The sequence below is a fragment of the Streptomyces poriferorum genome, from assembly GCF_019399235.1.
Lineage (GTDB): Bacteria > Actinomycetota > Actinomycetes > Streptomycetales > Streptomycetaceae > Streptomyces > Streptomyces poriferorum.
In genome coordinates this window covers 1-7620 of the sequence record NZ_JAELVH010000391.1, presented here as the reverse complement: position 1 = coordinate 7620, position 7620 = coordinate 1, and the positions used below count along the sequence as shown (strand labels likewise).

The 7620-nt window shown below is 68.4% G+C and carries 8 protein-coding genes; 2 read left to right on the top strand and 6 right to left on the bottom strand.

The annotated features are described in order from the left end of the window. From JGS39_RS36595 to JGS39_RS36570, 6 genes are all read right to left on the bottom strand, one after another. Window positions 1–669 (bottom strand): biotin synthase BioB (locus tag JGS39_RS36595; protein ID WP_219574082.1); only part of this gene is annotated, 669 nt, incomplete at its 3' end. Window positions 670–699: 30 nt separating this feature from the next. Continuing rightward, entirely contained in the window at window positions 700–1908 is a 1209-nt protein-coding gene (locus JGS39_RS36590; protein WP_219574081.1) for a dienelactone hydrolase family protein, read from the bottom strand. Then, the gene (locus JGS39_RS36585; protein ID WP_219574080.1) at window positions 1905–2723 is read right to left on the bottom strand and encodes a hypothetical protein; all 819 of its coding nucleotides are present in this window, start codon (window positions 2721–2723) and stop codon (window positions 1905–1907) included. Before JGS39_RS36585 ends, JGS39_RS36590 begins: the two co-directional genes overlap by 4 nt. 28 nt (window positions 2724–2751) lie before the next feature. After that, window positions 2752–4122: a B12-binding domain-containing radical SAM protein gene (locus tag JGS39_RS36580; RefSeq protein WP_219574079.1), complete on the bottom strand. Its 1371-nt coding sequence runs from the start codon at window positions 4120–4122 to the stop codon at window positions 2752–2754. A gap of 150 nt (window positions 4123–4272) precedes the next feature. Continuing rightward, on the bottom strand, window positions 4273–4563 hold the full coding sequence (locus JGS39_RS36575; RefSeq protein ID WP_148019752.1) for a hypothetical protein: 291 nt from the start codon (window positions 4561–4563) through the stop codon (window positions 4273–4275). A gap of 298 nt (window positions 4564–4861) precedes the next feature. Then, on the bottom strand, window positions 4862–5863 hold the full coding sequence (locus JGS39_RS36570; protein ID WP_219574078.1) for a helix-turn-helix transcriptional regulator: 1002 nt from the start codon (window positions 5861–5863) through the stop codon (window positions 4862–4864). 516 nt (window positions 5864–6379) lie between these two features. On the opposite strand from JGS39_RS36570, the gene JGS39_RS36565 reads away from it, so the two are divergent. Continuing rightward, entirely contained in the window at window positions 6380–6583 is a 204-nt protein-coding gene (locus JGS39_RS36565; RefSeq protein ID WP_219574077.1) for a hypothetical protein, read from the top strand. Window positions 6584–6594: 11 nt separating this feature from the next. Next, a partial coding sequence (locus JGS39_RS36560) for a ParB/RepB/Spo0J family partition protein (protein ID WP_219574076.1) occupies window positions 6595–7620 on the top strand: 1026 nt, incomplete at its 3' end.

Sequence of the window (7620 nt, the reverse complement as noted above, 5' to 3'; positions counted from 1 at the left end):
GTTCGGGGCGGGTACGAAGGGGCTCACGCTGCACATGTGGACGCCGAGCGAGGCAGCCAGCTCGATGTCGTCGACGATGCTGTCGAGGCTCTGGCCGGGCAGGCTGGAGATGAGTCCGGTGCCCACCCGGTAGCCGAGGTCCAGCAGATCCCGCATGCAGCGCAGGCGCTCCTCCAGCGATTCGTGCCGCAGCGCCTCGTGCAGCCGGGGGTCGCTCGTCTCGTGCTTGAGGATGTAGCTCGTCCCGCCGAGCTCCCGCAGGCGCTCGTACTGTCCTCGGCGCATGTTCCCGAGGTTGAGCAGGATCTCCACACGGCCGTCGAAGAGTTCCCGGATCCGGGGCATGGCCTCCTCGACCGCGGAGAGGTTGCGCGGGGTCTCGCCGCCCTGGACGAGGATGATGTCGATGCCCGCGTCCCGGATCGCACGCGCCCTGGCGACGATGTCGTCGCTGGTCATGAAGTACCGGTCGTTCTCACTGGTGTTGTCGCGGCGCATCGGGCAGTAGTCGCAGTTCACCCGGCACACATTGGTGATCTCGATGACACCGCGCAGGACGACGGTCGGTCCGAAGTGTTCCTCCCGGAGCCTGCGGGCCTCGGCGAACAGTTCTTCCTGGGCCTGGCCCCGGGCTGTCAGACACCCGCGGATCTCGGATCGCGTGAGCATGTCGCACCTTCTTCCTGTCGGTCGGTCGGTTCAGCGCTCGGGGACGGCGCAGTGCACGATCTGTTCGGCGACGAGGCCGGGGTCCGCCGTCTCGCGGTAGGAGTCGACGACGGTCGGCAGATCCGGGGTGAACCGCACCGGTGAGGCGGTGCCGTTGACCGAGATCCGGCAGGTGTCTCCCGGAGCGAGCCGGTCGCCGCGGAGATGCAGCGTGACCCGGCGGGCCCCGCTGACCTCCACCTCGATGCGGCCGGGGGACGTCCTTACGGCGTGGATCTCCGCGGCCCGGCCCGGCGTGATGCCGCCGGCTTCCACCCAGTGGGCGCGGCCGTGCCGGTCCTCGTCGGCCCGGTGACGTATCTCGTCCGGCTGCGCGGTGCGCTGTGCGCCGGCAAGCCACTCTTCGAGGCGGGTGAAGAGCGGACTGTCCGGCTCAAGACCGAGCGTCTCCAGGCCGTGGCCGCCACCGGCCACTTCCTCGTACCGGAGGTCCTTGTGGCCGAGCGCGCGCAGGGTCTCGACGGATTCACGGTCGAACCGCGCCGGGATCTGCTCGTCGGCGCTGCCGTGGACGACGAACAGGGGCATCGGCAGGGTGTTGGGGAGCAGGGCCCTGGTGCGCTCGTCGGTGCCGAAGGACTCCCAGACGGAAAGGGCTCCGTTGACGGGGACGGCTGCGGAGAAGGAGTGCCGGTACCGCATCGCCATGTTCCAGGTCGCCAGTCCGCCCATGGACACCCCGGCCAGGACGCACCGGTCCGGGTCGGCATCGAGCGTGGTCCGCGCCCACCGCAGTGCTGCCGGAAGGAAGTCGGGGCCCGACAGGTCCCAGCGTGGCATCCGGAACCGGCTGCCGAAGAGGCCCGCGACATCGAGGTTGTTCGAGCGCTCGGCGGGGAGTTGCGCCGTCGGGCAGAGGACGGCCAGGCCGAGCCTCTCCCCGAGCGCGGCGAAGTGCGGGAGTATCTGTTCCCCGCTGCCTCCGGCACCGTGCAGGACGACGAGGACGCCCGGGCGCCGGCCCGCGGTGCGGGGAACCCGGACGGCCATGTCCGTACGGCGGCCCTGGCCGTCGCGCAGTTCCACGGTCCCGGACCAGGCCTGTCGCGGGCGTTCCTCGGACGACTCGAGCAACTCGCGCAGCGCGGTTGCGCCGATCTTCCGGTCCCGCAGTCCGGCGAGGACGGCTGCCCGGTCGGGAAGCAGGCACAGCGCGCGTGCTTCGTGCGGCGGCATCATCTCCGGGCAGCCCCTTCTGTGACGGTGTCGGGTGTGAAGCGCAGGAGGCCCAGGCGGACGGGGGTACGGCTCAGCCGCCGCGCCTTGGCCGCTGCCAGGCAGAGCGCGGCGGAGAGGTCCGCCGCCGGCATGGGGAACTCCAGGAAACGGGCCCCTTGCGCCCGTGCCAGTGGCGCGGCTGCCGAGACCAGTTCCCCGAGGTCCGCGACGGAGTGCCCGGGGAATCCGCTCAGTACGAGACGGTGCCGGTCCAGCACCCAGTGGGCGCCGACGGCCTCGTGGGCGGGGCCGTGCCCGTCGTCATCGGCGACCACGTCGGCCACGAGCGGCGTGGCCGGTGCCCGCCCCGGCAGCGCGAGGACGCGGTTCCGATGGGCCGGCAGCGGTACGCGGGCCGGCCGGTCCCCGTCCGGGAACGCGATCTCGAACCGGTGGAGCAGTGGTCCGGAGGTACGCAGCCGCAGCATCCGCGCCAGGCCGGCTTCCGGCTTGTGCGGTTCGACCCAGGCGGCGACACCCGCGTACCCGCTGTCGCGTGCGTGATCGCGCATCGCGAAGCCGAGCTCCAGGGCGGCGCCGCTGCCGCGTACGGACGCGTCGACGAAGACGCCCTTGAGCAGGAGCCGGCTGCCCCACCGCATGCCGCGGTGAACGGCGCCGAGTCCGCCGGTGGGTGAGGCGAGCCCCATCCAGAGATAGTCGTCGTCGGTCAGCTCCCGGGCCAGCACGGCCGGGTCGAGCCCTTCGAGCGTGACGATCCGGAGGATCTCGTCGGCGTCGGCCGGTGTCAGCCGGCGTACTCGGCCGGTGGTCATGAACATTCACCTACAGATGAGGGGGCGATCACACGAGCGGCAGTTGCCGGCTCAGCGCGAGGTAGGGGAACTCCGTGGGCGCCGCGTCCTGCAGCTCGGAGGGAAGCGGGACCTTGGTCATCCGCTTGCTGGCGCTGCGCGTGGCCATGAAGTTGATCAGCACCCGGGCCGGCATGAAGCGGCTGTCCAGGTCCTTGATGATCCAGGAGAACAGGTCGGGATCGAACGGGTAGAACGTCGGGTCCACCAGCTCGCGGTCCGCCATGCCGAGCTGTCGGGCCATTCCGGTTTGCGGCAGTACCCGGTATCCGACGTGCATGACCAACTCACCGTCCTCCAGACGGGAGTTGATGTACTCGACGCTGTTGCGGATGCTCTCGCGGTCCTCGCCGGGTCCGCCGAAGACGACGTTCACCCGCGCGGGGATGCCGTGCCGGCGGCACCGTTCGAGGCACCGGTCGACATGGCGGGTGCCGAAGGTCTTGCCCAGCAGCTTCATGACGCGGTCGTCGAGGCTGTCGGGCGAGATGACGACGAATTCGACATTGCTGAGCGCGAGCAGTTCGGCGAACTCGTCGTCGAACGGCTTGGGGGTGAAGTACGCGGACCATGTCAGTCCCGGCAGATTCAGTTCGATGAGCAGCCGGACGACGTCCTTGGCGTACCGGAGTTCACTGTTGAAGATGCCGTCGGTGAAGAACACCCGGCGGATTCCGGAGGCGTGGATGGCGCGGAGCTCGGCCGCGAGGAGTTCCAACGGCTTGAGATCGCCGGAGTTCTCGCCGGTGATGTACGCGTACGGGCAGTAGACGCAGCCCTGGTAGCAGGTCTTGCGGCGGGTCTCCACGCCGATCATGGCCTCGTCGAACTGTGTGTAGGTCTCCATCAGCGACCGGGGGTGCTGGAGTTCTTTCGTCATGAAGGCGTTGTACTGCCGGCCGGTGAGGTTCTGGTGCGAACCCCGGTAGAGGTCGGGCGCGGCCAGGATGTCGAGCATGCTCTGTTCACCGGGGCCGACGACGCCGACGTCGAACCCGAGCCGTTCCATCAGCTGGTCGGCGAAAAGGCTGTAGCCCGGTCCGCCACCGACCAGGAGGGGCGTCCGGTCGCCGAGCGCCTGGCGCACCCGGCCGAGAAAGGCCTGGTAGTACGTGACATGGCCGTCGCAGGACATGTCGATGGGGTCGATGTTGCGGATCGTGAATCCGATGACGTCCCACGGTTCGGTGACCCAGGACAGATCCTCGATGGCCGCGGGGTTCTCGACGAAGTCGATCAGCCGGGTCTCGTGGCCCGCGTGATCGAGGGCATCCTGCACACACCGCAGGCCGATGGGGAAGATCGGTTCATTGCCCGGCATGGGGAGACTGGCCAGATTGACGAGGGCGACGCGGGCCATCTTCGGTCCTCCGGAATTCCTCTGCGAGGGACGATCAGGTGAACAGCGGGGATAGGCCGCGGGAATGCGACCTATCCCCGGCAAGGGTTTCTCACCCTACGCATCGATCATTACCGCGAAATGACGCGCAGAATTGTTGTGACTTCCGGATCACGCGCAGGAAGGCGCGACCATCTGGTGCAGGAAGTCGGAGTCGACGAGGTCGAAAAGCGCCTCACAGAGCTTGTCGAAGCGCTCCGGGTCGGTCGCCATCAGGACCTCGATCGCGTTCTTCTCCATCAGCATGCCCGCGCCGTCGAGAGCCTCACGGGGGTTGTTCGCCAGGCGGCTCGCGAAGTTCTCGTCGTAGCTGAGACGGCCGATCATCGCCTCCATGGTGTGTGCAGCCTTGTTCGCGTCAAGGATCTGCTCGGCGGTGTACTCGGCAACCTGCTGAGACATTATCTGTCTCCTTTTCTTCCCCGAGTCCGGGGATAGGCGGGCTGGACGAGAAAGAAGCTGACACGGAGGAAGGTGTTCAGTCAACGAATATCGTTCCGTACGGATCCGCACCGAGCCGGGCGGAATCCAGAGACGACCGGTTGAACACCGGTGTGTTCAACCGGAATCCTTGAGCGGTTGAACGCCCGCGTGTTCAACCGGAGGGCGTGGGCGGTTGAACACGTGACACGACAGCGGAAAGCCGTGCCCGGCCGGACACCGTGTGTCCGGCCGGGCACGGCTTTCCGCTGCCCGTCCGTCAGTCGGCGTGCTCTGTCAGCAGGCGCCGTTGGACGGCGCGGACGCCGGCCTGGAACCTGCTCTCCGCCCCCAGATGGGCGAGCAGGCTCGCCGCGGTCCTGCGTACCGTCCGGGTCGAGACCGCCAGGCGGTGGGCGATCGCCTCGTCGGTACGCCCCTCGGCCATCAGGTGCAGTACTTCGGTCTGCTGCTTGGTGAGGCCGGATTCCGACCTCGGCTCGGGACGTACACCGAGGGGTTGCGCAGACTGCCATACGCTCTCGAAAAGCGTGCACAGGAGTGTGATCGTTCCTGGATTCTCGACCAGGACCGCACCCGTTCCCGTGTTCTCGCTGTCGGCCGCTATGAGGGCGGTGCGACGGTCGATGACGATGAGCCGGTTGGGCAGCGTGGGCGTGGTACGGATGTGAGCGCCCTGATTTACGAGCCATTCGGCATGGGCTACCGTGTGCGCATCGCGTCGAATGCTGTCGAGATATATGGTGCGCATCCGCACCCCTCGGCTGAGGAGTCTCGTATTGAGAGGGCGGGAGGATGCCGTGTTCTCCGGGGTCTGTGCGCCGCCCGGAGCGAACGTCAAGAACTCTTCCTGAACTTGATTGTTAATGATCTCGAGCTGTTCCCTGATGGCCTCGATTCCTGAAATGTACTGGAATCCTGATCCTGCCCCGGGAGCGTAGTTGTGGCCGTACATGGCAATGGCGTCCGCGACGGCCGCACGGCTGGATTCGACGTGCTGCTGGTGTGCCATCAGTTCGGCCTGCTGTCGTGCGAGCAGGGCCTCCAGGCCCAGAAGGGGATTCACCGCACGTATGTGTGTCCGATAGGCCGTCGATTGCTGGACCAGTGCGAGACGGCTCAGCCGGTCCAGTGCTTCACGTGCCTCGTGCTCCGTGATTCCGAGCGTGGCCGCCCAGTCGGCGACATCCGCTTCCGGGTGGGCGAGCATGGTCTTATACACGGCTTCAGCGGTCGGATCAATACCCAAGTCGGAAAGCAAGTGGAATCTCCCCCCGGGGAACTTCGTCCATGTGGGCTCACGCGAGTGTGCATGCTACATGAACCACTTATTAGTGCGGAGTGAGAGAAATGGTCTATCTCGTTCATATTCATCTTCTGTCGCATCGGTCCGGCGCGGGGCTCCCCGGGAGCACGGCCGCGGCCATTGCGCGGGTCCTTCCCGATGACATGGGGATCCGTCATATCTCCTTACACGCCTCGGAACAGCCGGCCCCGGTCCTCGGCGTCTACCTGGAGTCCCGGACGCTGGCGCATGCGGAGTCCTCGGCGCGGAGTGTGTGGGAAACCGCGGCCGCCGCACTGCCGTGGCTGCGCGAGTGGTCCCTTCTCCGCGCGGAAGTTCCTCTGATGCCGGCCGCCCTCTGAGTCCCTGTCCCTTTGCGGACATGGCCGCTTTGCTCGCCCCTGGCCCCATTCTCATCCGCCCCGCCCGAGGCCAGACTTGATCACAGTTCGAGCAGTGAACGAGGGCTTCCGACGCAGGGGGAAGAGAACGATGACCGCACGTCGAATGGTGCTTTTCACGGCAGCGATTGCCACCGTCGTGTCCGTGGCGGGCGGTGCGGCGGCCACTCAGCCGGCGCACCCGGGGACGATCCGGGCCGACTCGGGCTGGCAGGCACCGGTTCCCGCGATGAATTCCGCTTCCGTCCCGGAGGACCCGGCCGTGCTGCCGGGAGACGACTCGGGCTGGCAGTAGTGGCCGGGCCGGTGCAGCCGCAGGAAAGCGACTCCGCCTACCTGCTCGGGCTCCGGGACGGTCTGCACAGCATCCCGGTGGTCGATGTCCCTCTCCGCGAACTGCGGGTCGGAATCTCTCCTCGCAGCAGCCCGGAGAACCCGGAACACACCCGCACCCTCGTGGAGGCCGGAGCGGAGCTGCCGCCCGTCCTGGTGCACCGCGCGTCGATGACGGTCATCGACGGCATCCACCGTCTGAGAGCCGCACAGGTGCGGGGCGCGACCAGTATCGCCGTCCGTTACTTCGACGGGAGCGCGGAGGACGGCCTGCTCCTGGCTGTGGCCGTGAACGGCGTACACGGCCTGCCTCTGTCGATCGGCGAGCGAACCGAGGCCGTGAAGCGGATCGTGACGGCCCATCCGGAGTGGTCGGACCGGTCCGTGGCCAAGCTGGCCGGTCTGTCCCCGGCGAAGACGGCGGAGATACGACGCACTCTGTGCGGGGACGTCCCGCCCGGCGGCGTACGGGTGGGACGCGATGGTCGCGCCCGGCCTCTCGACCCTGCCCGGCGCCGTGAACGGGCGGCCGAGCTTCTGAGGGAGAACCCGAAGGCGTCCTTGCGGCAGGTCGGGAAGGAGGCGGGGCTCTCTCCCGCCACGGTCGCCGACGTCAGGGACCGGATCGCGCGGGGCGACGGCGTGGTCGCGCCGCTGCGGGCCTCCCGCGCCGCGGTGACCACGGCCGGCGTCGCGCGGGTCGCCGCGGAGGCGGCGGCCGTGGACCCGGTGGAGATCTGCAGCCTGTTGCGGCGCGACCCCTCCCTGCGGCTCAGCGAGGCCGGCCGCGCCATCCTGCGCCTGCTCGACGCGGGGGCCGTGGTCGCGAGCAACCGGGAGGACATCGCCGCCGGTCTTCCCTCGCACTGCAGGGCATCGGTGGCCCGGCTCGCGCGGGTCTACGCGGAGAGCTGGCAGCTCTTCGCCGCGGAACTCCAGCCGGCCGACGCCCGGCCCGCGGGCAGCCGCTTCCGCGCGGGCCGTGGGTCCCGTCGGCCG